The organism is Brevundimonas aurantiaca (genome assembly GCF_904830995.1).
Classification (GTDB): domain Bacteria; phylum Pseudomonadota; class Alphaproteobacteria; order Caulobacterales; family Caulobacteraceae; genus Brevundimonas; species Brevundimonas aurantiaca.
In genome coordinates this window covers 1,357,764-1,384,474 of sequence record NZ_CAJGVD010000001.1, presented here as the reverse complement: position 1 = coordinate 1,384,474, position 26,711 = coordinate 1,357,764, and the positions used below count along the sequence as shown (strand labels likewise).

Below are 26,711 nucleotides of genomic sequence, written 5' to 3'. Positions count from 1 at the left end.
GTCGGGACAGGGCGCCGCGCCCATCTGGACGCCATGAGCAAGACAGACACACCCGCCCCCGCGCCCGACCGTCCCCTGGGGCCGTGGGACATCAAGCCCGAAGCGGCGGGCGCGCGGCCGGCCCAGACCGAGGCGGTGGCCGAAGAACCGGTCGAGAAGGATCAGAGCCTGGTCTGGGCCGTGCTGTCCACGGCCCTGATGGCGGGCTTCCTGTGGTGGATAACCGGCAGCGTCGTCGTGGCGGGGGCGGTGCTGATCGGCCTGTTCGTGCATGAGGCGGGGCACGCCCTGGCGATGAACCGGCTCGGCATGGGTCCGGCGCGCATCTACATCATCCCCTTCCTGGGCGGACTGGCCAAGGGACGGCGCGCGCCTCGAAGCGAGTGGGACGGAGTGCTGGTTTCGCTGGCCGGGCCGGCCTTCGGTCTTCTGGCCATGATCCCCTTCGTCGCCGTCGGGATGGCGACGGGCCAGGGGGAATGGTTGGCTGGCGCCTTCTTCATCGCCATGCTGAACTTGGTGAACCTGGTTCCCGCTCCGCCGCTGGACGGGTCCAAGGCTCTGGGGCCGGTGCTGACGCGGGTTCATCCGCGGCTTGAGCAGATCGTCCTGCTGGTCATCGGCGTGGCCGTGGTGTGGTGGGGTCTTTCCACGGGCCGGTTCATCCTGGCCGCCTTCCTGGCCCTGTCGGTGTTCAGCCATCTGAAGCGCGGCGTCTGGCGCGCGGCGTGGGGCACGCTGAGCTGGCCCGAGGCGGGCAGGAGCCTGGGGCTTTATCTGCTGACCCTGGCCCTCTGCGCGGCGGCGGCGGTCGGCGCCCTGATGCCCGTGACCGAGGGTGATCCGGCCGGCGCCGTTCGGCTGGGCCTGAACTATCTGGGGATCGGACGATGAGCCGCGTGCGACATGAGGGGCCGGTGATCTTCGGCGCCGGACTGGCGGGGCTGTCGGCCGCGCTGGAGGCCGCGCAGGCTGGGGCGAGGGTTCTGGTCCTGACGCCGGAGCCGCTGCTGAGCGGCTGTTCGTCCGCCTGGGCTCAAGGCGGGATGGCGGCGGCCCTGACGGCTGTGGACTCGGCCGAGCTGCACGCTCGCGACACCGAGGCGGCCGGGGCGGGTCTGGTCGATCCAGGCGCGGCCCAGGCCTTGACCGAGGCCGGGCGCGAAACCGTTGAATGGCTGGCGGCCCTGGGGGCGCCGTTCGACCGGTATGGGGACGGCAGCTTCGTCGTCAGTCTGGAGGCGGCCCATTCCGTGGCGCGCGTGGCGCGGGTCGGCGGCGACGGCGCCGGACGCGCCATTCTGTCGGCCGTTGTCGCAGCCGTGCGGGCCGAGGCCCGGATCGAGGTCTGGGAAGACGCCCGGCTGAAGGGGCTGATGCAGGATGAGACCGGCCGGGTGGTCGGGGCGGTCGCCGCCCGCGGCGAACGGCTGGTCGAGGTTACGGCCTCGGCCGTGGTTCTGGCGACCGGGGGCGCCGGGGGGCTGTTCGCCGCCACCACCACCCCCGCCGCCTTGAAAGGCGAGGGCATGGCCCTGGCGGCGCGGGCGGGGGCGGAGATTCTGGACCCCGAGTTCGTGCAGTTTCACCCCACGGCCATTGACGTCGGCCTGGACCCCGCGCCCCTGGCGACCGAAGCCTTGCGCGGCGAGGGGGCGCGGCTGATCGACGGCGCGGGCGCCTTCCTGTTGGGCGAAGAGGCCGACGCCGATCTGAAGCCCCGCGACGTGGTGGCCCGGGCCGTCCATGCCGCGCGGACCGCAGGCCGGGGCGCCTTTCTGGATGCGCGCACGGCTGTGGGAGAGGGCTTTCCGCACGAGTTTCCGGCCGTCTTCGCCGCATGCATGCGCGCCGGGCTGGACCCGCGCGTCAGCCCCATTCCGGTGATGGCGGCCTGCCACTATCACATGGGCGGGGTCGCCGCCGACGCCGAAGGTCGCACGACGGTTCCGGGCCTGTACGCCGTCGGCGAATGCGCGGCGACGGGGGTGCACGGCGCCAATCGTCTGGCGTCCAACTCCCTGCTTGAGGCCGCAGCCTTCGGACGGCGGGCCGGGCGGGTCGCGTCGGGCGAGACGGGGGGCGGACGGCCGGTCGCGACGCCCCTGGCGCCCGATCTGCCCGAGGCGGCCCTGGCCGAGCTGAGGACGGCGATGACGGCCCAGGCCGGGGTGGTGCGTGACGAGGCCGGTCTGACGGCCCTGATCGCCCTGATCGACCGGCTGGAGGCCCGGCACGGGCCGGCGGCCTGTCTTCTGGCGGCGCGGCTGATCGCCCAGGCGGCGCTGGATCGGCATGAGAGCCGGGGTGGCCATTACCGCGCGGATTATCCGCAGAAGGCCGCGAACGCTGCTCATACGCGGATCAGACTGGCCGGAGACCTCGCCCTGGCGGCGGAATGACAGCCTCTATGGAGACCTCCCGAGACATGGCCCTGAACCGATCCCTGCCGGAGGTCCTGATCGAACCGGTGGTGCGGATGGCCCTGGCGGAAGACCTGGGGCGGGCGGGCGACGTCACGGCCCTGGCCTGTATTCCCCCAGGGGCGCGCATGAAGGCGGCCTTCACGGCGCGCAAGGCCGGCGTTCTGGCCGGGATTCAGGCCGTGCGGCTGGCCGTGCAGGCGATGGACCCGACGGCCGACGTTGAGCTTCGGCTGGCCGACGGGGCGGCGTTCGAGACGGGGGCCGTGCTGGCGGTGGTCGAGGCCGACGCGCGCGCCTTCCTGTCCGCCGAGCGGACGGCCCTGAACCTGGTCGGACGGCTGAGCGGGGTGGCGACCCTGACGCGGGCCTATGTTCAGGCGGTCGCCGGGACCAGGGCGCGGATCGCCGACACCCGCAAGACGACGCCGGGTCTGCGGGCGCTGGAGAAACATGCGGTGGCCTGCGGCGGCGGGGTGAACCACCGGTTCGGCCTGGATGACGCCATCCTGATCAAGGACAACCACGTCGCCGTCTGCGGCGGGGTGGGCGAGGCCGTGCGGCGGGCCAAGACCTTCGCCCCTCACCTGATGAAGGTGGAGGTCGAGGTGGATGGGCTGGATCAGCTGAGCGAAGTCCTGGCCCTGATCAGTGACGACCTGGCGCCGGACGTGATCATGCTGGACAATTTCAGCCTGGCGGACCTGAGGCGGGCGGTGGCCTGGACCGGGGGGCGCATCCGGCTGGAGGCGTCCGGCGGGGTGGATTTGACGACGGTGCGGGCGATCGCGGAGACCGGGGTCGATGTGATCTCGGTCGGGGCCCTGACCCATTCGGCGCCCGTGCTGGACATCGGCCTGGACGCCCTGTGAAGCCAGGGGAACAGCCCGCCGCGCGCGACGTTCATACGATGAACCGCGCGAGGAGCGACCGATGTCCCAGACGCCCCAGACGCCCCAGGCCCTGCGGGTGCGGCGGGCGCCCGCTCAACCGCTCAGCGTCGGCTACGACCGGCTGAGCATGATCGGCGTCGGGCGGGAGCAGACCTCAAGCCCGGACAAGCCCGGCCGTCGGTTCGGCGAATTCGATCAGAACCGGACGACACGGGGGCCTTTCGGCCCGGACTGAAGCACCTTTGCGATCAGACGGGGTTGGAGGCGTCCGCCGTTTCCGTCCTGGCCTCAGCCCGGGGCGCCGCGCCGCGCGGCGCCGAGGCGGCCGTGGGCCGGGCGGCGGGCGGGGTGGAAGCCTGGCCGGACGTCTGGGTGGCGACGGCCGCTTCCGCAGGCTTGGCGGCGGGGCGGGCGTTCGTCGTCGGCGCAGCCTGGGGCTCGGCGCCGCCCTCCTGGGCCAGGATCAGGGAATAGGCCACGGCCTGTCCGGCCTGGCGGGCCGCTTCGACAGGATTGAGACCCGCCTGGATCAGACGGGGCTGATCGTCGGCCTGAGACGGACGGGCGGCGTAGGTGAAGGCCCCGCCTGAGCCGGCGCGACCGCCGAACCGATAGAAGAGATGGCTGCCCACCTGGTTCACCCGGATCAGGGTGTTGCGCCAGTCGGGCGACACGCCGGTGGTGTGGAAATGGGTGGCGTTGCCGACGCCTGCATAGACCGATCCGGACAGGGCCGAGGAGGCGATGCCGCGCGCTCGGTTCCAGGCGGCCTGGTTGATCCGGCCGCGCATCACGCCGTTGCAGGTGAAGGAGAACTGGCAGCCGGTGCGGCGCGCGGCGCCCTGATAGACGACGGCGCAGATGCTCTTGGGGAAGGCGGGGTGGCGGACGCGGTTCAGGACGACCTGGGCCACGGCCCGCATGCCGTCGCGGCCCTCGCCCCGCGCTTCATAATAGACGACCTGGGTCAGGCAATCGAGGTCGCGGCTGGCGTCCAAGGCGTGATCCAGGCGGAAGGGCTTGGCGCCGACGGGGGTGGAGAGATTGGCGTGGCGCAGCTTGGGATCGCGGTTGGCGTCCAACTGATCCAGACGGGCCGCCAGAAGCTCGGCCTGGCGATCGCGCTCGGCGGCGCCGGCGCTGGTGTAGGGGTCGTGCCGACGAGCGATCGACAGGGCGCTGGCGTCCAGACCGCCGGCGGCGGCGGACAGGGCTTCTTCGGTGAAGCCGGCGGCGGTGGCGCCCTGGATCCGTTCGGCCTGGGCCCGCAGCGTCGCATTGCGCGCCATGGTCCCGCCCAGATAGGCGCCGCCGATCGCCAGTCCCACCAGACAGCCAAAGGCCGCAGCCGCCGTCACGGGCTTGATCTTCGCCACATGATCGGTGCGGGCGGGGCCGCGCGTCTGCGAGGAATGCGACAACGAGTTCATCCTGTTCAGCAGGGCGAGAAACGCTGCCCCCGGGTAGTCTCGCCGGCGGGGCGACCCGAAACGGTCGCCGGCCCAGCCGGCATTCGGCGCGCGGCACATACAGCCCGTGCGTCGAGGACGGGCCTATATAGCGAAGTTTGTGACCTGAATGTGGCTGATTCGCAAGCGGCTGGTTAAGGCGACGAAAGGATTAGGTATTTTTACGATGTAGCCCCGACGGCATGACAATATGGGCCAGATTGCGACAGTGGATAGAGCGAATACTGTATAGGGTTGCACGGCGTCTCGGCTGTAGATTGTCACATTTCCCCATATCTGCTGAATGGCGCGCGGATTGTGTTGTCCGTTGGTCCGTTTCCCGTATTCGTCAGTTCTGGATCTCTCTGGGAACCTCAAGCGCGGCGCGGCGTTCAAGCGTGACCTTTTGGAGAGACGCCATGTCGCGCATGATCATCACGACCTGCATCGCCGCCGGCGCCCTGGCGCTGACGGCCTGCGGAACCACTATCGAGCAAAAGGCCGCGAGCGGCGCGGTGGCGGGGGCTGTGGTGGGCGGACCCGTGGGCGCCGCCGTCGGTGGAGCGGCCGGAACCGCCGTCGGCCAGGCGCAGAAGCCCAACTGACGAACCCGCCCTTGCGCCTGCCCCTTGCAAAGGGGCGGGCGCGACCTATCTGCATCACTGGAGCAGGTAAGGGCGCCTTAAGCGCGCCATTTCGTGCACGCGGCCGATTTCGTGGCGGCGAACCTTGCTTTTGGTCCCTGCATAGGCTTTGTGCGCCCCGCTTCGGGACGCGCGCGTTCTCCGCCGCCCGACCCCCGATGGCCGCTGGCCGATCACAAGGAACCCTGACGCTTTCGCATGAAAGATTTGAAGACCGGATTTACCGACCGCCTGACCGCCCAGCAGGAAGCCAAGAAGGCTCTGCTCGCCAAGTTCAAGCCCAAACCCGCCGCCCCCGATCCCGAATTCGAGCGCCTGGCTGAGAAGCGCGCCGCCGAAAAGGAAGCCCTGCGCCAGCAGCACGAACTGGCCAAGGCGGAACAGCGCCGCGAGAAGGCCGAGAAGGAGGCTGCGCGTCTGGCCGCCGAAATGGCCGCTCAGGAAGCGATCGAGGCCGAGAAGCGGGCCGACCGCAAGGCGCGCAAGCAACTGACCAAGGAAGAGCAGAAGGCAAGGCGCGACGCGCGCTACGCCGCCCGCAAGGCGCGCCGCTGAGGCGGCCTTGGAACTGACGAAGAAAAACGCGCCGCAGCCTCTGCGGCGCGTTTTTCTTGGATCTAATGGTTTGGCCGCGGCCCCGCCGTCGAAAGAACGGCGCGCAATTGCTCGGGCGAATAGGGTTTGCGCAGGAAGGGCCAGGGCGTGTCGGCCAGAACCTGGTCCACATCGTCGCCCACATAACCCGAGGTCAGGACGATCCGCATCTGGGGCCAGTCACGCGCGGCCTGACGCGCCAGATCGACGCCGCTCATGCCGCCCGGCATGACCACATCGGTCAACATGACGTCGAAGCGCGCCCGTTCCAGGGCCTTCAGCGCCTCGGGGCCGTTCTCGACCCATTCGACGTCCAGGCCGAAGCTTTCCAACTGATCCAGGGCGATGGCCGCGACATCCGCGTCGTCCTCCACCAGCAGCAGGCGGTGGCCGTTCGGCAGGGCGGCGTCGACGTCGGCCGGTTCGGGCGACGGGGCGGCCTTGTCCGCGATCAGCGGCGGCAGATAGAGGCGAATCTCCGAGCCGCGGCCGGGGCTGGAAGCGATGTGGACCCCGCCGCCCGACTGTCGCGCGAAGCCATAGACCTGGCTGAGGCCCAGGCCCGTTCCCTTGCCGATTGGCTTGGTGGTGAAGAAGGGTTCGAAGACGCGGTCGATGACATCGGCCGACATGCCCGATCCGTTGTCGGACACGGCGACGCAGACATAGTCGCCCGCCGCCAGTTCCGGGATCTGCCCCGCCGCTACGGAACAGGCCTGGGTTTGGATCGTGATGCGGGCGCCGGCGCGGACGGGGCCGTCTCGACCCGATCGAGGCGGCCCGTCGGCCTTGCTGGCCGCATCGGCTGATGCGGCGTCGCGCCCGGTCACGTCGCCCAGGGCGTCGCGGGCGTTGACGACCAGGTTCAGCAGGGCGGCCTCGAACTGAGCGGGATCGACGTTGACGCGAACGCCGCCGCGCTTCAGCCGGATCTTGAAGTCCACGGCCTCGCCGACGGCCCGGCGCAGCAAGGGCTCGCCCTCGCGGATCAGGCCGTTCAGATCGACCGGTTCGGGACGCAGGGCCTGACGGCGCGAAAAGGCCAGAAGCTGGTGGGTCAGGCTCTCTCCCCGACGGGCGGCGGCCAGGGCGGCCTCGCCCAGCTTCTTGCGTTTTGCGGCGTCGTCGGAGCGCAGGATGATGTCCAGCGCCCCGATCACCACCGTCAGCAGATTGTTGAAATCGTGGGCGACACCGCCGGTGAGGCGGCCGACCGCCTCCATCCGCTGGGCGTGCATCAGATGGGCCTCTGCGGCGGCCTTTTCGGTCAGGGCCTCCGCGACCCGCTCCTCCAGCAGCTCATTGATGTGTTTCAGGTCGTCCTCGGCGCGTTTGGCGTCGGTGACGTCGATGGTGGCGCCGACATAGCCTTGGAAGGCGCCGGCCGCGTCGAACCGGGGCACGCCCTCGGTCCGGAGCCAGCGCAGCCCCAGGGTCGGATGATTGGCCCGGCTGAGCGCCTCGAACCGATCCCGCGCCTGGAAGGCCCGCAGGAAGGCGGCGTCGAACACCGTCTCGTCGTCCGGATGCATCAGTCTGCGCCAGCCGTCCAGCAACTGGCGCTGCGAGCGGATGTCGCAGAACAGCCGATAGCGTTTGTTGGCGAAGACGATCCGGGGCGTCGCGTCCGTCATCCAGATCATGGCCGGAGCGCTGTCCGCGACGGTGCGGAACCGGCTTTCGGATTCGGTCAGCCGGGCCTGGGCCTCGCGCATGTCGGTGACGTCGAAGGCGACGCCGACGAAGCCGATCAACTCGCTTCCGGCCATGCGCGGACGAGAGAAGGATTTCAGCCAGCGCCACTCGCCGTCATGACGCCGATACCGAGCCTCCAGAGAAAACGGTTCTCTCGTCGCCTCTCCGGCCAGGGACTCCCGAAGGATGCGGTCCTGGTCGTCCGGGTGCAGCCGGGCGCGCCAGTCCGCCGCAAGGGCCGTCTCATAGTCCGCGCCGAAGAAGTCCGCATAGGCCTGGTTGATGAAGGCGCGGCGGCGATCCTGGCGCGTGACCCAGATCAGGACCGGCGCGGTGTCGGCGATGGCGCGGAAGCGCTGTTCGCTCTCGCGGGTCTCGGTCTCGGCGCGGGCGCGTTCGATCTCGACCCAGGTGCGGGCGGCGACCTCCTCGACCAGCTGGACCTCCGCGTCAGTCCAGCGTCGGGGGGCGGCGGCGTGGACATAGAGGAAGGCGCGCAATCGGCCGTTGCGGATCAGCGGCGCTCGGATCAGGGCGCGGGTCTGGATTTCGGCGAAGGCGGCGGCGATGTCGGCCGAACGGGGGTCGTCGCGGACGTCGTCGATGCGGATGGTCCGACCGTCGAACAGGTCGGCGACGAGGGCGGGATTGAAGACGCTCGGCGCGCGCCCGTGAACGCTGGCGACGCCCTGAATCCAGTCGCGGCTCAAGGAGACGACTTCGCCCGTCTCGTCCACCTCGCCGTAGCCGACGCGGTTCGCGCTCAGCAGGCCGCCCAGGGACGCCTCGACCTCGGCCATCATCCGCTCCGGGTCGGACAGGTCGCGCAGGCGGTCGCTGAGGTTCAGAAGGAAATGCTGGCGGCGCTCGGCGCGGGCGGCCTTCTCCAGCGGTTCGCGCGCCCCGTCCACGTTCAGGTTGATCCCGGCATAGCCCAGAAAGGCGCCGGTCTCGTCAAACCGCGCGTTGGACAGGGACAGGGCCGAGACGACGGAATCCAGCCGGATCAGGGTCTGGCGCAAGGAGGCGCCCAGCCAGGTGCAGAACAGGCCCACCAAGACGAAGTTGGAGGTGGCGACCACGCCCAGATGCGGGGTCGTCGGGCCGGGGTTCAAGGCGACCAGCGCCCAGCCGCCCAGCAGAGACCCCGCAACCGCCGTCAGACCCGCCAGACGTCCGCCGGCCAAGGCCGCCAGAATGACGCCCGGCAGTAGGATCATGAAGCCGGTGATCCCGCCGTAAAAGCCGGCGGTGGCCGCCCGCACCGCCAGTCCTGCGCCGGCGCCGGCCAGTCCGACTAGAATTCTCCGCCAGGCGGGACCGGACTTCAGACGGGCGAGAACGAGGAGACCGGCTTCGGCGTTCAGAAATCGGCGAAAGACCGCGCCTGGCGTCATATTGTGCCCGTCCCCTCACGTCGTTCGATGCGACGTTATGTGATGCAACGCTTGTTGCGGTTTTGCGTTCCTGCCTGCCGGATTCCGTCTAGATTGCCGGCGACGAACTCACACCCACGGAGCGTATTATGACCGCAACCATTGACACCGGACTGTCCCAGAGCGAGCGCGGCGACGTGGTTGAGCAACTGACCCGGGTTCTGGCGGACGCCTACGCCGTCTATCTGAAGACCCACGGCTATCATTGGAACGTGCGGGGGCCTGAATTCTTCTCGCTGCACAATATGCTGGAGCAGCAGTATCGCGACCAGTGGGCGGCCCTGGACGACATCGCCGAACGTATCCGCGCCCTGGGCGAGTTGGCGCCGCAGGGCTACGGCGCCTTCGCCAACCTGACCAGTATTCGCGACGGCGAGCCGGAAAAGGACGCGCCCGACATGCTGCGCGAGCTGATGCGCGATCATGAGACCTTGATCGCCACCATGCGCTCCGCCCTGGACGTGGCGGACGGGGACGGCGACGACGTGACCGTGGATCTGCTGACCCAGCGTCTGGCGGCGCACGAGAAGTTCGCCTGGATGTTGCGGGCCAGCCTGGGCGGTCGATAAGGCGGATCGGCGGTCCGCCTGAAAACGGCCCCGAAATGCGGGCACAGTCCGGGCCTCCTGCGTCCATGACCCGGTCGCGCCTGCTGTGGAACAGAATGGTCCTCACCCCTTGGAACCGGATTTGGGCGGCGGTCAGGCGCTCGGCTGCGGCCTTGCCCGCCGCCGCCGCCGTGCTGGGCGTCGCCCTGTCGGCTGGCTCGGCCGTGCGGCCGGACGCGGATCGGACCGCGGAGGCCGTGGCGCGGATCACCCAGGGCGATCTGGGGCCCCACGGCCTGGCCGCTCTTGAGGGACGGCTGAGCGCCTCGCAGCTGGCCCTGGCGCAGCGGCACGATCCGGCCCTGATCCCGGCGGCCTTCACCCCAGGTGCGACCCTGGTGACGGCCGGAGCCCTGCGTCCGGCGCGGCCCTTCGTCTTCAAGGGCGGGGCCGAGGATCGCCGTCGCGCCCTGCGGTGCCTGACCCAGGCGGTCTATTACGAGGCGGCGCTGGAGCCCGACGAGGGCCAGGCGGCGGTGGCTCAGGTGGTGCTGAACCGCGTGCGCGATCCCAACTACGCCGACACGGTGTGCGGCGTTGTGTTTGAAGGCGCCGAGCGGACGACCGGGTGCCAGTTCAGCTTCACCTGCGACGGCGCCCTGTCCCAGGCGCCGGTTCCCTGGGCGTGGGAGCGGGCGCGCAAGGCGGCCGAAAAGGCCCTGAACGGCTATGTGGCCCAGACGGTGGGGACCGCCACCCACTATCACGCCGACTATGTGGATCCCTGGTGGGCGCCGACCGTCTCGCGCGTCAACAAGATCGGGACGCACGTCTTCTATCGCTGGAAGGGTCTTTACGGGGAGACGGCCGCCTTCCGCGCCGTTTACAAGGGACGCGAGCCCCTGATCGATGAAGCGCGGTTCGCCCGCCCCCGACCCGGCGTTCAGCCCGGCCAAGGGACCGGAGGCCCGGACCCGGACGCGGTCCCCGCCGAGGCAGGGCAGGCGGCCCCGCTCAAGACCGTCGAGGTCGATGGACGTCAAAGGGTGGTGGGCGTGGTCAGCCTGGGCGGACGTCGTCTGCCTACCCAGGAAGAGGTCGCCGCCATCAATGCGCGGCTTCAGGCCCTGGAGGCCAGGCCGGAGCCGGAGCCCGCTCCGCCAGGCGTCGCCGTGATGGCGGTGGAAGAGGTCGGACGCCCCGCCAAGTGAAGCGATGGGCGTTCTAATGCAACGCTTGCGCGGGTCGAGCATTGAAGCTGCTGATCCCGCTTACGGCCTCGAAAGGACGCCTGTTTGACCGACCCCATTGCTGAACCTGCACGGTGGGATGAGTCCGAGCGTCTGGCGGCCCTGAGAGACTACGGCATTCTGGATACGGCGCGCGAGGCCGCCTTTGACGACGTGGTGGCCTTGATCGCCCGCATCTGCGAGACCCCGATCGCGGTCGTCAATCTGATCGACTCCGGACGGCAGTGGTTCAAGGCCGAGGTCGGGCTGGGCGTGCGCGAGACGCCGCTGGCGACCTCCTTCTGCGCCCACGCTCTGTTGAATGAGGACGGGCTGGTGGTGCCGGATGCGACGAAGGACGCCCGGTTCGACGGCAATCCTCTGGTGCATGAGGCGCCGGGCTTGCGCTTCTATGCGGGGCGGTTGCTGAAGACGCCCAGCGGCCTGCCCTTGGGCACCCTGTGCGTTCTGGACACCCAGCCCCGGCCGGAAGGTCTGACTGAGCTTCAGGAGACGGCGCTCAAGACCCTGGCCGGTCAGGTGATGTCGCAGATGGAACTGCGCCGCGCCCTGCGTCAGAGAGACGAGGGCCGGGACGCGCTTGAACGGGCCTTGGAGGCGTCCGACGACGTCGCCGCCCGGCTGAGGGCCAGCGAGGCCCAGTTCCGGGTGCTGGCCGACGCCATGCCCCAGATGGTCTGGTCGACGCGGCCCGACGGCTTCCACGACTACTACAATGCGCGCTGGTACGAGTTCACCGGCGTGCCCGCCGGATCGACGGACGGCGAAGGCTGGAACGACATGTTCCATCCCGACGATCAGCAGCGGGCCAGGGCCCGCTGGAGCCGGTCGCTGGAGACGGGCGAACCCTATGAGATCGAATATCGGCTGAAGCACCATTCGGGGGTCTATCGCTGGACCTTGGGGCGGGCGGTGGCGATCCGCAACGAGGATGGCGAGATCACCCGCTGGTTCGGCACCTGCACCGACATCGACGAGCTGAAACGGCTGGAGCAGGGTCGCGAATTGGTCAGCCAGGAGCTGAGCCACCGGATCAAGAACATCTTCGCCGTGGTCACGGCGCTCGTGGCCCTGTCGGCCCGTCAGTATCCTGAGGCCCGGGCCTTTGCTTCGTCTCTGCGGACCCGTATCGCCGCCCTGGCCCGCGCCCATGAGTTCGTCCGACCGCACACGGAGGCGTCTCAGCCGACGGTGGGGGCCACCACCCTGCACACCTTCCTGGCGGATCTGTTCAGGGCGTACAGCGATGACACGGGCGCTCCGCGCGTTCACATCAGCGGCGACGACGCCGTGTTCGACGACCAGGCGGCGACCTCCGTCGCCCTGCTGTTCCACGAACTGGCCACCAATGCGGCCAAGTACGGCGCCCTGGCGGCGACGGCGGGACGGGTCGAGCTGATCACCCGCCGCGACGACGACCGGTTCATCCTGACCTGGACCGAGATCGGCGGTCCGGTGATCGAAGGGCCGCCCGAGCGTCAGGGGTTCGGCTCCTCGCTGGCCAGTCTGTCGGTGGAGGGCCAACTGGGGGGGCGGCTGCACGGCGAATGGGCGGCCGACGGTTTAAGAATTGTTGTGGATTTGCCCGCTACGGCGCTCTCGCGCCGCCGGGCGGCGGAAAGAGACCGGCTTTAGCCACCCTGACTGAAACCGATCGCCGTTTTCTGCGTTTTGTCCGCCATAGAACATAAGCACCCGCCTCCCGCCTCATGACCGCCCGCATCCTGATCATTGAAGACGAAGCGCTCGTCGCCATGGAGCTGCGTTTCGTCCTGGAAGACTTGGGCCATAAGGTCGTGGGTGTGGCGTCGACGTCGAAGTCGGCCCAGAATTTGGCCCGTGAGAACGAGGTCGATCTGGCCCTGGTCGACATCCACCTGTCCGACGGCCCCACGGGCATCAGCCTGGGGCGGGAGCTGGGTCAGGAGATGGGCGTGACCGTCCTGTTCATGACCGCCAATCCGGGCATGGTGCGCGACGGCGTCGCGGGCGCCATTGGCGTCCTGTCCAAGCCGACCGATGAACAGGCGGTGCAGACGGCGGTCGATTACGCCCTGCGCCGCCGCACAGGCCAGCCGGTCCAATATGCGCCGCCGGGTCTGCAGCTGTTCGCCTGAGGCCGCCCTTTTAGACGATCACCAGACGCCGATCTTCTCGGCTTCCTTATGGCTGATGGGATGGTTGGCCTTGGCGTGGTCTTCCTCGGCCAGGAAACGGCTGGCTTCGAGCGCGGCCATACAGCCCATGCCCGCCGCAGTCACAGCCTGCCGATAGACGTCGTCGGTCACGTCGCCGGCCGCCCAGACGCCCTCGATCGCCGTCTGGGCCGTGCCGGGTTTGACGCGGATATAGCCGCCCGAATTGGTCTCGAGCTGACCCTTGAACAGTTCCGACGACGGGGCGTGACCGATGGCGATGAAGACGCCGTCGGCGGGGATATCCTGGGTCGAACCGTCCTGAACGTTCTTCAAGCGAACGCCGGTGACGTTGCGGGCGACGCCGTCCACCACGCCCAGCACCTCTTTCACCGCCACGTTCCAGATCACCTCGACCTTGGGGTGGGCGAACAGGCGGTCTTGCAGGATCTTCTCGGCGCGGAACTCGTCGCGACGGTGGACCACCGTGACCTTGGCGGCGAAGTTGGTGAGGAACAGCGCTTCCTCGACGGCCGTGTTGCCGCCGCCGACCACGACCACGTTCTTGCCGCGATAGAAGAAGCCGTCGCAGGTGGCGCAGGCGGAGACGCCGAAGCCCTGATAGGCGGCCTCGGACTCCAGACCCAGCCACTTGGCCTGGGCGCCCGTGGAGATGATGACCGTCTCGGCCAGGATTTCCTCGCCGCCGTCCAGCTTCAGCCGGAACGGGCGCTGCGACAGATCGGCGGAGACGACGATGTCGTGGATGACTTCCGTGCCGACGTGCAGGGCCTGGGCCTGCATCTGCTCCATCAGCCAAGGGCCCTGAATGGTCTCGGCGAAGCCGGGATAGTTCTCGACGTCGGTGGTGATGGTCAACTGGCCCCCGGGCTGGAGACCGGCGATGACGACGGGGTTCAGCGAGGCGCGGGCGGCGTAGATGGCGGCGGTCCAGCCGGCGGGGCCGGAGCCGATGATGGCGACGCGGACGGTACGAGCTTGGGTCATGCGCCTATTTAGGGGCTGATTCCCGTTTGCGCGATGATAGTCTCGCCGAAGATGAAGGGGAGATGAGAATGACCAACAAGAACGCGGCCTTCCTGCCGATCGGGATCGGCATGGGTCTGTCGATCGGCGTGGCCTTGGGCGTGGCGATGGACAATGTCGGCCTGGGCCTCGCCCTGGGCACGGCCATCGGATCGGGCCTCGGCGTGGCCTTGATGGGCGCGGCGAACGCCAAGGCCAAGAAGGGCGACGGTTCGGACGGCGGCGCCGTCCCGCCGACGTCGGACACGTCAGGCTGCGCCGACTCCAGCGCGGACGGCGGCTGTGACAGTGGCGGCGGAGGGGGCGGCGACTGAACCCCTCCTTTCGTCATCCTCCGGCGAGCGTAGCGAGACCGGGGGACCCAGCGGCGCGCGATAGCGCGAACCTGTCGCGGACCAGTTGTCTCCGCATCTTGCTGCGGAAAGATTTCGCCTTCGGCGCCGCTGGGTCCCCCGGTCTGCGCCGCGAAGACGCGGCTTGCCGGAGGATGACGAAAGTGAGGGTGCGATTTACCGCGTCCCCATCGCCTCGAGAACCGCCCGTGCCGCCCGGTCGGTTTCCGCCAGGGGGGCGTAGGTCCAGCGGTCCAGCGCGCCGTCGAAGGGACGGGTCGCGCCGTGGGATTGAAGATCCTCGTGCAGGCGGGCGAACTTGCCGGCGGGCTTCAGCGCGACCATGGGCAGGATGTGAACCGGCTTGCCGGTCGAGGCGGCCTCGGCGGCCATGTTGGCGCTGTCCTGAGTGACCAGCACATGGTCGGCGAAATGCAGGAAGCCGAACAGGGGGTTGTCGCCGGTTCCGTCCCAGATCCAGCCGGGCAGGCCCGACAGGCGTTCGGTCATCACCGCCTTGGCCGCATCTGGCGTTCGGCGCGAGAAGGTCAGCATCAGCGAACCGCCTGAGGCCCGGACGGCGGCGGCGATCCGGTCGGCCAAGTCCGCCGCATGGGCCTGGGTCAGGTCGAAAGCCTTGGACCGGCCGCCGATCAGGACGGCGACGCGGGGATGGGGCAGGGGGGCGATCCGGTCGGCGAAGGCCGGCGCGGCCTGGGCGATCCGCTCCGGCGTGACGCGGTGAGGCGAGCCGGTGATCTCGAAGACATTGTCGCCCGACAGGCCGTCATGGGCCGGGGCGACGATCAGGTCGTAGCGGGCGTTGGCCCAGCGCGGGTCCTGGGTCTGAACCACGAAGGTCTTGCCGCCGCTCCAGCGCTTGATGCGGGTCGAGAGGGGCAGGGTGGCACGACCGGTGGCGATCCAGAGATCAGGCCAGGGCGCCGCGAGCGGAGCGGACGCCAACATGGCCGGGGTCTTCAGCGCCGACGGCAGACGGTCGAACAGGGGCCGCCAGCGAACGTGTTTGACCGTGATCTCGGCCGGGGTCAGGCGCTGAACCGCCTCGGCCAAGCCCAGGGCCTGGTTCTCTATGCCGGTGCGGCCGTCGGAGACGACCCAGATGGAGACGGGGTCAGACATCTGTTCTGTCTCCCCCCTCCGAGGAGGGGGAGCGAGCGAAGCGAGGCCGGGTGGGGCGGGCACGGCGACGCCCCACAGACAAGGGGCCGATCGAGCAAGAGCGGCCCGCCGGGCCGCCCCCACCCCGTCGCTGCGCGACGACCCTCCCCGGAACGGGGAGGGAGACGGTTATTCGATCTGTGGTTATTTCCACTCGACCTTGAGGATCTCGTAGGCCTTGACCCCGCCGGGGGTGTTGACCTCGACCACGTCGCCGACCTCCTTGGAGATCATCGCGCGGGCGATCGGCGAGGCGATGGAGATCTTGCCCTTCTTCACATCGGCCTCGTGTTCGCCGACGATCTGATAGCAAGCCTCTTCTTCCGTGTCCTCGTCGACCACGGTGACGGTGGCGCCGAACTTGACCTGATTGCCCGACAGTTTCGACACGTCGATGACCTGGGCGCGGCTGATCTTGTCCTCGATCTCGGCGATCTGGCCCTCGATCCAGCCCTGACGCTCCTTGGCGGCGTGGTATTCGGCGTTTTCGGACAGGTCGCCGTGCTCGCGGGCCTCGGATATGGCCGCGATGACGGCCGGCCGCTCGACCGACTTCAATTGCTTCAGTTGATCGTCGAGGACACGGTAGCCCTCGCCCGTCATCGGCACTTTTTCCATTGGTGTCGTGATTTTTCTGGTTCGCCCGGAGACTGGAAAGACGCGAAATAGGCAGACAAAAGGCCGCGGGGCGGGCGCGGCCGGGCATAGACACTAGGGCTTATCGCGCCGCAATTCAAGGGCGCGCCTCCACGCCCGATCGAGATCAGGCGCGGGCGGGGGGTTTGGTCTTGCCGCTGCGGTGGGTGACGCTCTTGATGAGGCTGTAGGCCAGCCAGGCGACAGCGGCCAGGCCCATCAGCATGAACAGGCTCGACGCCACGGCGGCGCCGGCCGCCATGAAGGCCAGGATGAAGGCGACGGCCGCGACGAGTCCGGCCACGATCTGAATGGTTTGAAGGCGCATGAGACGTTAACGCCTTCATCCCCGTCGGGTTGCGCGGCGCATCCCCGCGACGCCATCACGCATAGGTGTAGGGGCCGCCCCGTTCCAGCGCCCGCTGATAGGCGGGACGGGCGTGGATGCGTTGCAGGAAGGCGGCCAGGCGCGGCTTGGTTGCTATGTCGAAGGCCCGGTCCGCCCCGGCCTCGACCGGGAAACTCATCATGATGTCGGCGGCGGTGAACTGATCCCCGGCGAACCATTCGGACCGGCCCAGTTCATCCTCCCAAAAGCCGATATGGGTGCGAAGCTGCGGATCGACGAAGCCGCTCTGGGCCTTGGCGGCGATTCCGTTGACGAGGGGTTTGAGCAGGGCGGGGGCGCGGCGGGGCAGCAGGCCGAACACCAGTTTCAGCAGCAGGGGCGGCATGGCCGACCCTTCCGCATAGTGAAGCCAATAGGTGAAGCGCCGCGCCTCTTCCGTGCCGGGAGGCGGGCGCAGCCGGCCCCGGCCGTGGGCGTCCAGCAGATATTCGACGACGGCGCCGGTCTCGGCGACCTTGATAGCCCCGTCCTCGATGACGGGGGACTTGCCCAGCGGATGGACGGCGATCAGTTCAGGCGGGGCCAGCCGGGTCTTGGCGTCGCGTTCATAGCGCACGACCTCATAATCCAGCCCCAGCTCCTCCAGCAGCCAAAGGACGCGCTGGGACCGGCTGTCGTTCAGATGGTGGACCTTGATCATCGGGCGGCTCCTGATGCGGCGGAACGGACTATTCCGCCTCACCGTCGGGGAAGTCCAGACCTATCGCGGGGACCGGCCGCTCCATCGCGATCGAGGCCGGGGGCGCGGCTCGGACGTCGTCTGATCCTGGGTCTGACCCGCCTTCTGACGGCGGTTGCGCCAGACCTCCAGCGCCAGTGTGGCCAGAGCCAGTTTGCCGGCGTGGCGTCCGGCCAGACGACGGCCGCCGCGCGACAGCAGCAGGCTGCCGACCAGGGGGACGATGGAGTTCAGACGCGGCATGGAAGCCTCCTTTGTTTCCGGCTCAACGCGCGGCGGCGGGGGCGTTTCCACCTGCGACGACATGGGCTGACGACGGGCGATAGAAGGTTTAACGCGCGCGCGGACGAAACCGGTGCTAGCCGTGGCGTATGCGCTCTTCCCGACTCGCCGCCTTCTTCACCTCGCTCAGCTTCGCTGTGATCGCCGCCCTCGTCGCCGGGGTGGTCGTCGGCGCCTTGGCCCAAGGCGCCGATGCGCCCCTGTTGACCGGAGGGTTGGGCGTGATCGAGAGCCTGGGGCAGGTCTGGCTGAACGCCCTTCGAATGACCGTCATCCCCCTGGTCTTCAGCCTTCTGGTGACGGGGATCGTCTCCATCGCCGATGCGGCGGCGACGGGGCGGATCGCGGCGCGGGCCCTGACGGTGTTCGGCGTCCTGCTGGTCGGGGCGACGGTCTACGCCATCCTGGCGGGCCTGGGGCTGTTGGCCCTGTGGCCCATTGACCCAGAGGCGGGCCGCGCCCCCCTGGCCGGAGGGTCGTCCGATGTGGCCCAGACGGCGGGCGAGGCGGCCCGGACCGACGGGGTCCGCGCCTTTCTGGCCAGTCTGGCGCCGGCCCATCTGATCAAGGCGGCGGCCGACGACGGGGTTCTGGCGGTCGTGGTCTTCGCCGTGGCCTTCGGCTTCGCCGCGACCCGGATCAAGCCCGAGCTGCGCCGCCCCCTGGCCGGCTTCTTCGAGGCGGTGGCCGAGACCCTGGTGGTGATCGTGCACTGGGTGCTGCTGGCCGCGCCTTTCGGGGTCTTCGCCCTGGCGCTCGGCGTGGGCTTGCGGGCCGGGCTGGGGGTGGCGGGCACCCTGGCCCACTATGTCGCCGTCGTCTGTCTGAGCCAGATCGGCCTGATCCTGATCCTCTATGTCGTGGCGACTTTATGGGGGCGGATGTCTCTGGCCCGGTTCGCGCGCGCCGTGGCCCCGGCCCAGGTGGTGGCCGTCTCGACCCAGTCGTCGCTGGCCAGCCTGCCGGTGATGATCGAGCGGGCGCGCGACTGGCTGGGCGTGCCCCAGACCTCGGCGGGCCTGGTGCTGCCCCTGGCGGTGGCGGTGTTCCGCATCACCAGCCCGGTCGCCAATCTGGCCGTCTGCCTCTATGTGGCCCAACTGAACGGGGTGGATCTGAGCCTGTCCGCCCTGGTCGCCGGCGGACTGACGGCCATCGCCGTCTCGATCGCCTCGGTCGGCCTGCCGGGTCAGGTCAGCTTCTTCGCCGCCATCGGGCCCATCTGTCTGGCCATGGGCCTGCCGCTCGGCGTCCTGCCCCTGCTGCTGGCGGTCGAGGTCATCCCCGACATCTTCCGCACCGTCGGCAACGTCACCGCCGACCTGGCCGCGACACGGATCGTGGCGGGAGAGGACGCCGCGCCGGAAGCCGATCCGGCGTCCTGATGGCCGTCAGGCGTAGTCCTGGATCGCCTTCACATCCAGGTCGCCGGCCTTGATGGCGCCGATGGCCTGGGCGGCGGCCAGGGCCCCCGCCGTGGTGGTGTAGTAGGGGATCTTCATCATCAGGGCGGTGCGGCGCAGCGAGAAGCTGTCCTGCAGCGACTGCTTGCCCGAGGTGGTGTTGAAGACCAGCTGGACCTCGCCGTTCTTCATGGCGTCGACGATGTGGGGACGGCCTTCCAGCACCTTCTTGACCAGGCCGACCTCAATCCCCTGGGCGGCCAGATAGTCGCGGGTGCCGCCGGTGGCGATGATGGAGAAGCCCTGGGCCAGCAGGGTCTTCACCGCCTCGACGATGAAGGGCTTGTCGTCCTCCTTGACCGAGACGAAGGCGCAGCCGGAGGTCGGCAGCTTGGCGCCGCCGCCGATCTGGGACTTGGCGAAGGCGCGGGCGAAGGCGGGGGCCATGTCGGCCTCGCCCTCGCGCTTCCAGTCCAGGCCCATGACCTCGCCGGTCGAACGCATTTCCGGGCCCAGGATGGTGTCCACCCCGGCGAAGCGGGCGAAGGGGAAGACGGCTTCCTTGACCGCGATATGGTCATAGGGGGCGTCGGTCAGGCCGAAGGAGGCCAGGGGCGCGCCCGCCATGACCTTGGCGGCGATCGAGGCGATGGGCCGGCCGATGGTCTTGGCCACGAAGGGGGCCGTGCGGCTGGCGCGCGGATTGACCTCCAGCACGAAGATGCGCGGGTTATCGCCGTGCGGCTCTTCGATCGCAAACTGGACGTTCATCAGGCCGCGCACCTTCAGGGCCTTGGCCATTTCGGTGGTCTGGCGCTTCAGCTCGGCCACCGTCTCGGGACGCAGCGACCAGGGCGGCATGGAGCAGGCGCTGTCGCCCGAGTGGACGCCGGCTTCCTCGATATGCTCCAGCACCCCGGCGACGAAGACGGTCTCGTCGTCGCACAGGGCGTCCACGTCCACCTCGGTGGCGCGGTTCAGATAGTGGTCGATCAGGACGGGATCGTCGCCCGAGACGCGCATGGCCTCATGGACGTAGCGGTCCAGCTGCTCGCGGTCGTGGACGATCATCATGCCGCGGCCGCCGAGCACATAGGAGGGGCGCAGGACGACGGGATAGCCGACCTCTTCGGCCTTTTGCGCGGCCTCTTCGGCGCTGCGGGCCAGGGCGTTGGGGGGCTGGCGCAGGCCGATGGCCTCCAGCATCTGCTGGAAGCGCTCGCGGTCCTCGGCCAGGTCGATGGAGTCGACGCTGGTGCCCAGGACGGGAATGTCGTCCTCCTGAAGCGCATGGGCCAGTTTCAGCGGGGTCTGGCCGCCGAACTGGACGACGCAGCCGATCAGATCGCCCTTGGACCGCTCGACCTCGATCAGCTCCAGCACGTCCTCGGCCGTCAGGGGCTCGAAATACAGGCGGTCGGAGGTGTCGTAGTCGGTCGAGACGGTCTCGGGGTTGCAGTTGACCATGATCGACTCGACGCCGATGTCGTCGAAGGCGAAGGCCGCGTGGCAGCAGCAGTAGTCGAACTCGATCCCCTGGCCGATCCGGTTCGGGCCGCCGCCCAGGATGACGGCCTTCTTCTTGTCCGACGGTTCGGATTCGCACTCGGGAACCTGGCCCAGGGCGCCGGTCTCATAGGTCGAGTACATATAGGCGGTGGCGCTGGCGAACTCGGCCGCGCAGGTGTCGATCCGCTTGAAGACGGGGCGGACGTTCAGGCCGCGACGGGCGGCGCGGACCTCTTTCTCGGTCTTGCCGGTCAGGGCGGCCAGACGGGCGTCGGAGAAGCCCTTGGCCTTCAGGCGGCGGAACTCGGTCGGGTCGGTGGGCAGGCCCTTGATACGGACGTGGCCTTCCTCGCGCACGATGTCGGCGATCTGGCGCAGGAACCAGGGCTCGTAGGCGCAGGCGGCGTTGACCTCTTCCACCGTCAGACCGTGGCGGAAGGCCTGGGCGATGACGCGGATCCGGTCGGGTGTCGGAACGCCCAGGGCGCGGACCACGGCGGCGCGGGCGGCGCCGGCGTCCTCGACATCGGCGACGCCGTCGATCTCGATCTCGTCGAAGCCGGACAGGCCGGTCTCAAGCCCGCGCAGGGCCTTCTGCATCGATTCCTGGAAGGTGCGGCCGATGGCCATGACCTCGCCCACCGACTTCATCGAGGTGCCCAAGAGGGGCTCGGACCCCGGATATTTCTCGAAGGCGAAGCGCGGGATCTTGGTGACGACATAGTCGATCGACGGCTCGAAGCTGGCCGGGGTGACCTGGGTGATGTCGTTCTGCAGTTCGTCCAGGGTGTAGCCGACGGCCAGACGCGCGGCGACCTTGGCGATGGGGAAACCGGTCGCCTTGGAGGCCAGGGCCGAGGAGCGCGACACGCGCGGGTTCATCTCGATCACGACCATGCGGCCGTCCTTGGGATTGATCGCCCACTGGACGTTCGATCCGCCGGTCTCGACCCCGATTTCGCGGAGCACATTGATCGAGCCGGTCCGCATCCGCTGATATTCCTTGTCGGTCAGCGTCAGCGCAGGGGCGACGGTGATGCTGTCGCCGGTATGGACCCCCATCGGATCGACGTTCTCGATCGAGCAGATGATGATGCAGTTGTCCGCCGTGTCGCGGACGACCTCCATCTCGTACTCCTTCCAGCCCAGGACGGATTCCTCGATCAGCACCTCGGTGGTCGGCGACAGGTCCAGGCCGCGCAGGACGATCTCCTCGAACTCCTCGCGGTTGAAGGCGATGCCGCCGCCGGTGCCGGCCAGGGTGAAGGAGGGACGAATGACGGCGGGCAGGCCGACGTATTCCAGCCCTTCCAGCGCCTCTTCCATCGAATGGGCGGCCTTGGAGCGGGGGCTCTCCAGCCCCAGCTTGTCCATGGCGTCGCGGAACTTCTGGCGATCCTCGGCCTTGTCGATGACCTCGGCCTTGGCGCCGATCATCTCGACCCCGTACTTCTTCAGCGCGCCAGAGGCGTCCAGGGCCAGGGCCGTGTTCAGCGCGGTCTGGCCGCCCATGGTGGGCAGAAGGGCGTCGGGGCGTTCCTTGGCGATGATCTTTTCGACCATCTCGGGCGTGATCGGCTCGATATAGGTGGCGTCGGCCACCTCCGGGTCGGTCATGATGGTGGCGGGGTTGGAGTTGACCAGGATGACCCGGTACCCCTCGGCCTTCAGCGCCTTGCACGCCTGGACGCCCGAATAGTCGAACTCGCACGCCTGACCGATGACGATGGGGCCGGCGCCGATGATGAGGATCGACTGGATGTCTGTGCGTTTGGGCATGGGGAGGGCCTCTTCTTTTTGTTCTAGTGGGTCACGACCGCGCATTCCCAGCCGTCGTACTCCAGCTGGAAGGCCGCGGCCCAGGTCTGCATCATGGCCGAGACGGGCGCAAAGCTCGCCGCATCGACCGCCATGGTGGTTTCGAGAATCGTCATGTCGCCCTCGCCGCGCGCAATGAAGCCGGCGCGCCGCGCCACCTCGCACAGGTCGCCGTGGGCGTCCTCGTCGCCGAGGAAGAAGAACAGCGTATGGCGCGGCGTCACGCCGCTGTCGCCCTGCTCGGCCAGCGCCGCGCGCACCATGGCGTCGCGTTCGTCATGACTGATGTCCGAGGCGTGCACGGGGCGAGGGGATCCTTGGTTCTTTGCGCGCGCGTAGCCGCCGCAGGGCGTCGCCATGCGGAGCTTGCGTCGGGTTGTCGGTTAAGCGGCCCGTTTAGAGAGGGAGGGGCGGGGGGGCAAGAGCTTATGCGTCGCCGATCGCCGCGATCCAGTCGGGCAGTTCGGCGATGCGCGAGAGGGAGACGTAGCGCGGCTCGTTCACCGGGGCGTCGGCTAGCTCATGGGCCCAGGTGACATGGTAGGGGATGTGGACGCCGAAGGCGCCGGCGGCGATGGCGGGCAGGACGTCGGACTTCATCGAATTGCCGGCCATGACGGCTTCGGCCGGGCCTGTGCCGTGGCGGGTGAAGACCCGTTCATAGGTGGCCCGGTCCTTTTCCGAGACGATCTCGACCGCCGCGAACCGGTCGCCCAGGCCCGAGGCGGCCAGCTTGCGTTCCTGATCCAAGAGGTCGCCCTTGGTGATCAGGACCAGGCGGTAGTTTTCGGCCAGTTCGGCGACCACCTCGTCCACGCCGGGCAGGGTCTCGACCGGGTGGGCCAGCATTTCGCGGCCGGCGGCCAGGATCTCGCGCACCACCTCGGGCGGGGCGCCGCCGTCGCACAGCTCCATGGCCGTCTCGATCATCGACAGGGTGAAGCCCTTCACGCCGTAGCCGTAGAGGCGCAGGTTGCGCTGTTCGGTCTCGGCCAGGCGCGCCTCGATCGTGGCGGCGTCGCCGTGGTCGTCCAGCAGGTCGACGAAGCGGGCGTGAGTCAGACGAAAGATCGTCTCATTGTGCCAGAGGGTGTCGTCGGCATCGAGGCCGACCGTGGTGATGCTCATGACGCGCCCCTATCATGAGCCGCGTCGGCATGGGAGATGAAGATGAGCGGATCGGCGGTGGTAATCGGCGCCTCGGGCGGGATCGGGCGGGCCCTGACGCAGCGTCTGGTCGCCGAGGGCGGGTTCGAGGCCGTCTGGGCGGTGTCGCGTTCGACGGCGGCGGTTCCCGGCGCCCAGGCCCTGGCGGCCGATCTGGAGGACGAGGACAGTCTGGCCCAGGCGGCGGCGCGGATCGCGCAAGGCGCCGCGCCGACCCTGGTGCTGGTCGCGACCGGCGTCCTGCACGACGGTTTCCAGCCCGAGCGGTCCCTGCGTCAGCTCGAGGCCGAGCATCTGCTCAGGGACTATCGAATCAATACGGTCGGGCCGGCGCTTGTGGCCAAACATTTCCTGCCCCTGCTGCCGCGCGACCGGCGGGCGGTGTTTGCGGCCCTGTCGGCGCGGGTCGGGGCGATCGGGGGCAATCGGCTGGGCGGGTGGCACGCCTACCGGGCGTCCAAGGCGGCGCTGAACATGATCCTGCGCAATCTGGCGATCGAGACGGCGCGGACCCACCCGCTGGCGGTGGTCGCCGGGCTTCATCCCGGCACGGTGGATACGGAACTGAGCGCGCCGTTTCAGAAGGGGGTCGGGGAGGGACGGCTGTTCAGCCCGGATCATTCGGCCGAACGGCTGCTGGCGGTGGCGGCGGGGTTGACGCCGGGGGACAGCGGCGGGGTCTTCGCCTGGGACGGGGCGCGCCTCCCCGAGTGAGGACGGCCGAAGGCTCGGCTGTCAGCTCAGCAGCATTTGAAGCCGCCGGCGCCGCCGAAACGGCGCTGCTCGTGCAGGCGGAAGAAGGCGATCTTGTCCAGAGGCGGCTGGTCGGGGTGGGTCGCGGTCGCATGCCGGACATAGGCCTCATAGTCCGGCTGGCCGATCATGGCGCCGGCCGTGCGCCGGACGCCGCGACCCCACCGAACGGCGGCGTCGCGGCACAGGCACAGCAGATCGTCCTGGCCCGAGGGATCAGGCACGGGCGACGTCCGCCGCATCGTCGGCCGGGGTCAGATCGTGCGCCTCGGGATATTCGCGCACGGTCGGGCGGCTGTTCAGATAGGCCTTGCGACAGGCCAGGACGCCATAGATCACCATGGTGACGACCACGAACAGGAAGCCCGCCGTCAGGGCGGAGTTGACGTAGTCGTTGACGATGATCCGGTGCATGTCGCCGGCGGTCTTGGCCGGGGCCAGCAGTTCGCCGGCGCCCAGGGCCTCCTGATACTTCCGGGCGTGGGCCAGGAAGCCGATGCGGACGTCCGGATGGAACAGCTTCTGGAAGCCGGCCGTCAGGGTGCAGATCAGGAGCCAGGTCGCCGGGACGACCATGACCCAGGCGAACCGCTCCCGCTTCATCTTGAACAGGACGACCGTGCCCAGGATCAGGGCGACGGCGGCCAGCATCTGATTGGCGATGCCGAACAGGGGCCACAGGCTGTTGATGCCGCCCAGCGGATCGACGACGCCCGTATAGAGGAAATAGCCCCACAGACCGACCGTCAGGGCCGTGGCGACGACATTGGCGCCCCAGGACTTGGTCTCGCGCATCTGGGGCATGGCGACGCCCAGCAGGTCCTGGATCATGAAGCGGCAGACGCGGGTGCCGGCATCGACCGTGGTCAGGATGAACAGGGCCTCGAACAGGATGGCGAAGTGATACCAGAAGGCCATCATGGCCTTGCCGCCGATCACGCCCGACAGGATGTGGGCCATGCCCACGGCCAGGGTGGGGGCGCCGCCCGCGCGCGACAGGATCGAATGCTCGCCCACGTCGCGGGCCAGCTGCTCCAGCTCGCCGGGGGTGATGTGGAAGCCCCACTGGGCCACCGCGGCGGCGGCGGAGGCCGCATCCTTGCCGATGACGGCGGCCGGGCTGTTCATGGCGAAATAGACGGCCGGGTCCAGAACCGTGGCGGCGATCAGAGCCATGACGGCGACGAAGCTCTCGCACAGCATGGCGCCGTAGCCGATCATCGGAATCTGGGCTTCGTTCTCCAGCAGTTTGGGCGTGGTGCCCGACGAGATCAGGGCGTGGAAGCCCGACACCGCGCCACAGGCGATGGTGATGAACAGGAAGGGGAAGAGGGCGCCGGCGAAGACCGGGCCTGTGCCGTCGATGAAGGGGGTGATTGCGGGCATCTGCAGGTGCGGACGCACGATCAGTATGCCGACGGCCAGGGCCACGATGGCGCCGATCTTCAGGAAGGTCGACAGATAGTCGCGCGGGGCCAAGAGCAGCCAGACCGGAATGACCGAGGCGATGAAGCCATAGACCATCATCAGGATCGCCAGGGTCGGGCCGGTCAGGGTGAAGGCCGGGCCCCAGAAGGGATCCGCCGCGACATGGCCGCCGCCGATGATGGCCAGGATCAAGAGGACGACGCCGATCACCGAGACCTCGCCGACGCGGCCGGGGCGCAGGAATCGGGTGTAGAGCCCCATGAACACGGCGATGGGAATGGTGGCGGCGACGGTGAAGGTTCCCCACGGGCTCTCGGCCAGGGCCTTGACCACCACCAGGGCCAGGACGGCCAGGATAATGACCATGATCATCAGCACGCCGACCTGGGCGATGACGCCGGGGATATTGCCCATTTCGGTGCGGATCATGTCGCCCAGGGACTTGCCGTCGCGCCGGGTGGACATGAACAGGACCATCATGTCCTGCACCGCTCCCGCCAGCACGGCGCCGACCAGGATCCACAGCACGCCGGGCAGATAGCCCATCTGGGCCGCCAGCACCGGCCCGACCAGAGGCCCCGCGCCGGCGATGGCGGCGAAGTGGTGGCCGAACAGGACGTTCCGGGGCGTCGGCACATAGTCCAGGCCGTCGTCGCGCCGCACCGCCGGGGTCGGGCGCGAGGGCTGCAACTGCATGACCCTGCCGGCCAGGTAGCGACTGTAGAAGCGGTAGGCGATCGCATAGGTGCAGACGGCGGCGACCACCATCCAGACCGCGCTGACGCTTTCGCCCTGGTGCAGGGCGATGACGCCCAATGAGACGGCCCCCAGGATCGCGATGACCCCAAATACCAGAGGGGTTCCAAGTTTGCCCACGACCTACTCCTACTCGACCGGACGACTGACGATTTCGCGTCCTGTTTGCACGATAGGCCCGCCGAAGGCCAATCGACTAAAGTCGTAGGCAGGGCCCGGCGTTCCGGCGCGCGATCCGTTCGCG

General features: G+C 68.9%; 26 protein-coding genes. 13 read left to right on the top strand and 13 right to left on the bottom strand.

What is annotated here, in order from left to right; translation table 11 throughout:
• The first annotated feature begins 33 nt into the window (after positions 1-33).
• The 4 genes from JMT67_RS06920 to JMT67_RS06905 all read left to right on the top strand — a co-directional run bounded on the left by JMT67_RS06920 (position 34) and on the right by JMT67_RS06905 (position 3,551).
• The gene (locus tag JMT67_RS06920) at positions 34-894 is read left to right on the top strand and encodes a metalloprotease (RefSeq protein WP_054766547.1); all 861 of its coding nucleotides are present in this window, start codon (positions 34-36) and stop codon (positions 892-894) included.
• The gene (locus JMT67_RS06915) at positions 891-2,402 is read left to right on the top strand and encodes an L-aspartate oxidase (RefSeq protein WP_201463052.1); all 1,512 of its coding nucleotides are present in this window, start codon (positions 891-893) and stop codon (positions 2,400-2,402) included. Before JMT67_RS06920 ends, JMT67_RS06915 begins: the two co-directional genes overlap by 4 nt.
• An 8-nt stretch (positions 2,403-2,410) precedes the next feature.
• The gene (gene nadC / locus JMT67_RS06910) at positions 2,411-3,295 is read left to right on the top strand and encodes a carboxylating nicotinate-nucleotide diphosphorylase (protein WP_407645720.1); all 885 of its coding nucleotides are present in this window, start codon (positions 2,411-2,413) and stop codon (positions 3,293-3,295) included.
• Between the two features lie 61 nt (positions 3,296-3,356).
• Positions 3,357-3,551, top strand: coding sequence for a hypothetical protein (locus tag JMT67_RS06905; protein ID WP_201463051.1), 195 nt, complete (start codon positions 3,357-3,359; stop codon positions 3,549-3,551).
• Positions 3,552-3,564: 13 nt separating this feature from the next.
• Here the strand turns inward: JMT67_RS06905 and JMT67_RS06900 are convergent, their stop codons facing one another.
• Positions 3,565-4,737: a cell wall hydrolase gene (locus tag JMT67_RS06900; RefSeq protein ID WP_233455823.1), complete on the bottom strand. Its 1,173-nt coding sequence runs from the start codon at positions 4,735-4,737 to the stop codon at positions 3,565-3,567.
• 446 nt (positions 4,738-5,183) lie between these two features.
• On the opposite strand from JMT67_RS06900, the gene JMT67_RS06895 reads away from it, so the two are divergent.
• Positions 5,184-5,369 carry a hypothetical protein gene (locus JMT67_RS06895; protein WP_007442649.1) on the top strand — a complete coding sequence of 62 codons (186 nt, stop codon included), beginning with the start codon at positions 5,184-5,186 and terminating at the stop codon, positions 5,367-5,369.
• 237 nt (positions 5,370-5,606) lie between these two features.
• A complete protein-coding gene (locus JMT67_RS06890) occupies positions 5,607-5,963 on the top strand; it encodes a DUF6481 family protein (RefSeq protein ID WP_054766543.1) in 357 nt (118 codons plus the stop codon).
• A gap of 62 nt (positions 5,964-6,025) precedes the next feature.
• Here JMT67_RS06890 and JMT67_RS06885 read toward each other — a convergent pair whose 3' ends face one another.
• A complete protein-coding gene (locus JMT67_RS06885) occupies positions 6,026-9,094 on the bottom strand; it encodes a PAS domain S-box protein (RefSeq protein ID WP_201463050.1) in 3,069 nt (1,022 codons plus the stop codon).
• Between the two features lie 128 nt (positions 9,095-9,222).
• Here JMT67_RS06885 and JMT67_RS06880 point away from each other — a divergent pair, with 128 nt between their 5' ends.
• The 4 genes from JMT67_RS06880 to JMT67_RS06865 all read left to right on the top strand — a co-directional run bounded on the left by JMT67_RS06880 (position 9,223) and on the right by JMT67_RS06865 (position 13,048).
• Complete coding sequence (locus JMT67_RS06880; RefSeq protein WP_054766541.1) at positions 9,223-9,702, top strand: Dps family protein; 480 nt, start codon at positions 9,223-9,225, stop codon at positions 9,700-9,702.
• 95 nt (positions 9,703-9,797) lie between these two features.
• Positions 9,798-10,892, top strand: coding sequence for a cell wall hydrolase (locus JMT67_RS06875; protein WP_201463049.1), 1,095 nt, complete (start codon positions 9,798-9,800; stop codon positions 10,890-10,892).
• 84 nt (positions 10,893-10,976) lie between these two features.
• Entirely contained in the window at positions 10,977-12,566 is a 1,590-nt protein-coding gene (locus JMT67_RS06870; RefSeq protein WP_233455822.1) for a sensor histidine kinase, read from the top strand.
• A 74-nt stretch (positions 12,567-12,640) separates the two neighbouring features.
• Positions 12,641-13,048 (top strand): response regulator, encoded by a 408-nt coding sequence (locus JMT67_RS06865; protein WP_054766540.1) that lies wholly within the window; start codon positions 12,641-12,643, stop codon positions 13,046-13,048.
• 18 nt (positions 13,049-13,066) lie between these two features.
• Here JMT67_RS06865 and trxB read toward each other — a convergent pair whose 3' ends face one another.
• Positions 13,067-14,074, bottom strand: coding sequence for a thioredoxin-disulfide reductase (gene trxB, locus JMT67_RS06860; RefSeq protein WP_201463048.1), 1,008 nt, complete (start codon positions 14,072-14,074; stop codon positions 13,067-13,069).
• Positions 14,075-14,142: 68 nt separating this feature from the next.
• Here trxB and JMT67_RS06855 point away from each other — a divergent pair, with 68 nt between their 5' ends.
• Positions 14,143-14,427: a hypothetical protein gene (locus tag JMT67_RS06855; protein ID WP_201463047.1), complete on the top strand. Its 285-nt coding sequence runs from the start codon at positions 14,143-14,145 to the stop codon at positions 14,425-14,427.
• 195 nt (positions 14,428-14,622) lie between these two features.
• On the opposite strand, the gene JMT67_RS06850 is transcribed toward JMT67_RS06855, so the two are convergent.
• The 5 genes from JMT67_RS06850 to JMT67_RS06830 all read right to left on the bottom strand — a co-directional run bounded on the left by JMT67_RS06850 (position 14,623) and on the right by JMT67_RS06830 (position 17,594).
• Positions 14,623-15,588 carry a mitochondrial fission ELM1 family protein gene (locus tag JMT67_RS06850; RefSeq protein WP_201463046.1) on the bottom strand — a complete coding sequence of 322 codons (966 nt, stop codon included), beginning with the start codon at positions 15,586-15,588 and terminating at the stop codon, positions 14,623-14,625.
• 183 nt (positions 15,589-15,771) lie between these two features.
• Positions 15,772-16,245 carry a transcription elongation factor GreA gene (gene greA, locus JMT67_RS06845; RefSeq protein ID WP_152950873.1) on the bottom strand — a complete coding sequence of 158 codons (474 nt, stop codon included), beginning with the start codon at positions 16,243-16,245 and terminating at the stop codon, positions 15,772-15,774.
• Between the two features lie 145 nt (positions 16,246-16,390).
• Complete coding sequence (locus tag JMT67_RS06840; RefSeq protein ID WP_152950872.1) at positions 16,391-16,591, bottom strand: hypothetical protein; 201 nt, start codon at positions 16,589-16,591, stop codon at positions 16,391-16,393.
• 55 nt (positions 16,592-16,646) lie between these two features.
• Positions 16,647-17,312 (bottom strand): glutathione S-transferase family protein, encoded by a 666-nt coding sequence (locus JMT67_RS06835; RefSeq protein ID WP_183215016.1) that lies wholly within the window; start codon positions 17,310-17,312, stop codon positions 16,647-16,649.
• Between the two features lie 60 nt (positions 17,313-17,372).
• Positions 17,373-17,594 (bottom strand): cysteine protease, encoded by a 222-nt coding sequence (locus tag JMT67_RS06830; RefSeq protein ID WP_191554434.1) that lies wholly within the window; start codon positions 17,592-17,594, stop codon positions 17,373-17,375.
• A 128-nt stretch (positions 17,595-17,722) separates the two neighbouring features.
• Here JMT67_RS06830 and JMT67_RS06825 point away from each other — a divergent pair, with 128 nt between their 5' ends.
• Positions 17,723-19,018, top strand: a complete 1,296-nt coding sequence (locus JMT67_RS06825) for a dicarboxylate/amino acid:cation symporter (protein WP_201463045.1) — start codon at positions 17,723-17,725, stop codon at positions 19,016-19,018.
• Positions 19,019-19,024: 6 nt separating this feature from the next.
• Here the strand turns inward: JMT67_RS06825 and carB are convergent, their stop codons facing one another.
• From carB to JMT67_RS06810, 3 genes are all read right to left on the bottom strand, one after another.
• The gene (gene carB, locus JMT67_RS06820) at positions 19,025-22,324 is read right to left on the bottom strand and encodes a carbamoyl-phosphate synthase large subunit (RefSeq protein WP_201463044.1); all 3,300 of its coding nucleotides are present in this window, start codon (positions 22,322-22,324) and stop codon (positions 19,025-19,027) included.
• 23 nt (positions 22,325-22,347) lie between these two features.
• Positions 22,348-22,665, bottom strand: coding sequence for a ribonuclease E inhibitor RraB (locus JMT67_RS06815; RefSeq protein ID WP_224761038.1), 318 nt, complete (start codon positions 22,663-22,665; stop codon positions 22,348-22,350).
• A gap of 124 nt (positions 22,666-22,789) precedes the next feature.
• Positions 22,790-23,491, bottom strand: coding sequence for an HAD family hydrolase (locus tag JMT67_RS06810; protein WP_054766530.1), 702 nt, complete (start codon positions 23,489-23,491; stop codon positions 22,790-22,792).
• Positions 23,492-23,533: 42 nt separating this feature from the next.
• Between JMT67_RS06810 and JMT67_RS06805 the strand changes: the two genes are divergently transcribed.
• Positions 23,534-24,244: an SDR family NAD(P)-dependent oxidoreductase gene (locus tag JMT67_RS06805; RefSeq protein ID WP_201463043.1), complete on the top strand. Its 711-nt coding sequence runs from the start codon at positions 23,534-23,536 to the stop codon at positions 24,242-24,244.
• 26 nt (positions 24,245-24,270) lie between these two features.
• Here JMT67_RS06805 and JMT67_RS06800 read toward each other — a convergent pair whose 3' ends face one another.
• Complete coding sequence (locus tag JMT67_RS06800; RefSeq protein WP_224764281.1) at positions 24,271-24,507, bottom strand: YbdD/YjiX family protein; 237 nt, start codon at positions 24,505-24,507, stop codon at positions 24,271-24,273.
• Positions 24,500-26,587 carry a carbon starvation CstA family protein gene (locus tag JMT67_RS06795; protein WP_201463042.1) on the bottom strand — a complete coding sequence of 696 codons (2,088 nt, stop codon included), beginning with the start codon at positions 26,585-26,587 and terminating at the stop codon, positions 24,500-24,502. Before JMT67_RS06795 ends, JMT67_RS06800 begins: the two co-directional genes overlap by 8 nt.
• Positions 26,588-26,711: the final 124 nt, after the last annotated feature.